This window comes from Streptomyces sp. NTH33 (assembly GCF_003236365.1).
In the GTDB taxonomy this organism is placed as follows: domain Bacteria; phylum Actinomycetota; class Actinomycetes; order Streptomycetales; family Streptomycetaceae; genus Streptomyces.
The window spans coordinates 1-1828 of record NZ_POTZ01000805.1; the positions used below are offsets into that span (position 1 = coordinate 1).

3 protein-coding genes are annotated in these 1828 nt (G+C 68.3%); all 3 read left to right on the top strand.

Annotated elements, in window-relative coordinates:
- On the top strand, positions 1-763 hold a 763-nt coding region (locus C1I97_RS36440), incomplete at its 5' end, for a replication initiator (protein ID WP_369008381.1).
- Positions 754-966: a helix-turn-helix transcriptional regulator gene (locus C1I97_RS36445; RefSeq protein WP_441349195.1), complete on the top strand. Its 213-nt coding sequence runs from the start codon at positions 754-756 to the stop codon at positions 964-966. The genes C1I97_RS36440 and C1I97_RS36445, both read left to right, overlap by 10 nt.
- Positions 960-1799, top strand: a complete 840-nt coding sequence (locus C1I97_RS36450) for a hypothetical protein (protein WP_181447085.1) — start codon at positions 960-962, stop codon at positions 1797-1799. The genes C1I97_RS36445 and C1I97_RS36450 overlap by 7 nt, the downstream gene beginning before the upstream one ends.
- Positions 1800-1828 lie beyond the last annotated feature (29 nt).

Consider the following 1828-nt stretch of genomic DNA (forward strand, 5'->3'; position numbering starts at 1 on the left):
CACCACCCCGCCCCCGCCCTGGGCCACCTTCGACGCTCTGAGCGCCGCCGTGGGCCTGGCGGTCGAGCGTGCCCGGCTCACGATCGAGTCCGACGCCATCGGCGAACGCGTCATCGCCTGGGGCCGCCGGTACAAGGTGGACCCCATCACCGCCCTGGACGACGGCGAACTCACCGACGCCAGGGTTGCCGAGTACACCGATGCCAAGGTCGCCGGATACGTCGCCAAGTACGCCACCAAGAACGCCGAAGGCGCGGGCACCGTGGACCGCACCCTGATGTGCCGCCCCTGCGCCGGACGCGGCTACGTACGCGGCCCCGATGGCTTCCACGACCGGTGCGCCGACTGCGACGGGACCGGACAGGCCGAACCCATCAAGGCCCTGCCCGTACAACAGCACGTACGCCAGATGATCTGCACCGCCTGGGCCCTCGGCCACCTGCCGGAATTCGCCCACCTCAAGCTCTGGAAGTGGGCTCACATGCTCGGCTTCCGCGGCCACTTCTCCACCAAATCCCGCGCCTACTCCACCACCCTCGGCGCACTCCGCGACGTACGCCGCGCCTGGCGCCTCGCCCAGGCCGAAGCCGCTCACGCCCGCGCCGGCCTCCCCGCCACCGACGAGACCACCCTCGTCACCGCCTCCTCCTGGACCTACCTCGCCAGCGGCTACCGCCCCGGCGAAGAACTCCTCGCCGCCCAGGTCCGCCACGACATCGCCCACGCCCAACGCATCAAGTCCGAAGGAGATCCCTGGCTGTGACCACTCCGACCAAGGTCAACAGGCAGACACTGAAGCTGGAGGAAGCGCTGGCTGAGATCGGGGTATCCCGCGCCGCCTTCTACCGCATGCGCGCTCGGGGCCAGGCCCCCAGGCACCTGAAGCTCCCCAACGGTCAGATCCGCATACGCCGGGCCGACCTCGACGCCTGGTTCGACTCCTGCGAGGTGCAGGAAGCGTGCTGACCTACGACGTGCAGATCTGGGGCATCCGCAAGCGGCCCAACCGCGTGGCGGCCTATCAGCTCCGCTGGCGGGTCGGCCCCCGCCCCTTCTCCAAGAGCTACAAGATCAAGGCTCAGGCCGACGGTCGGCGCTCGGAGCTGCTGGCCGCTCTGCGCAACCGCGAGCAGTTCGACACGGAAACCGGCCTGCCCGCCTCGGAGATGCAGGCGCTCAACTCCACCACGTGGTACGCCCACACACGCGCCTATGCGGAGATGAAGTGGCCCGGTGCATCGGCCAAGCACCGCGCAAGCATCGCTGACACGCTGGCCACCATCACGCCGAAGTTGGTCAAGGACAACCGTGGGGCTCCGGCTCCGAAGGTCCTCCGCATCGCTCTCTACTCGTGGGGCTACCGGTTCGTTCTCGGCAACGACGGCACGCTGAGGCCGCGTCTCGACGTCGAAGAGCCGCCTGCCGACATCGTGGCCGCGTTGGACTGGATCGGCCGGAAGTCCGTGGACATCACCGACCTCAACACGCCCTCGGTGCTGCGTACGGCGCTCGACGCGCTGAAGCTGAAGCAGGACGGTACGGCCGCTGCCGAGAACACGGTGAACCGCAAGCGGACGGTCTTCAGCAACTGTCTTCGGTACGCGGTAGAGAGGGAGTTGCTGACGGCCCTGTCCCTCGGCAAGGTCGACTGGACCCCGCCCGAGACCGACGACGAGATCGACTTCCGGTTCGTCCCCGGTCCTAAGTGGTCGCCCTCGGAAGTTCTTCGGGGGTTGACTGCAGAGTCGGTGTGGTGTCTGGTATCCCGACTTGCCGGATCGCCACTGCGTCGAGGTTGATGTCGTGGACTCCTCTGCGGGCGTCGCGG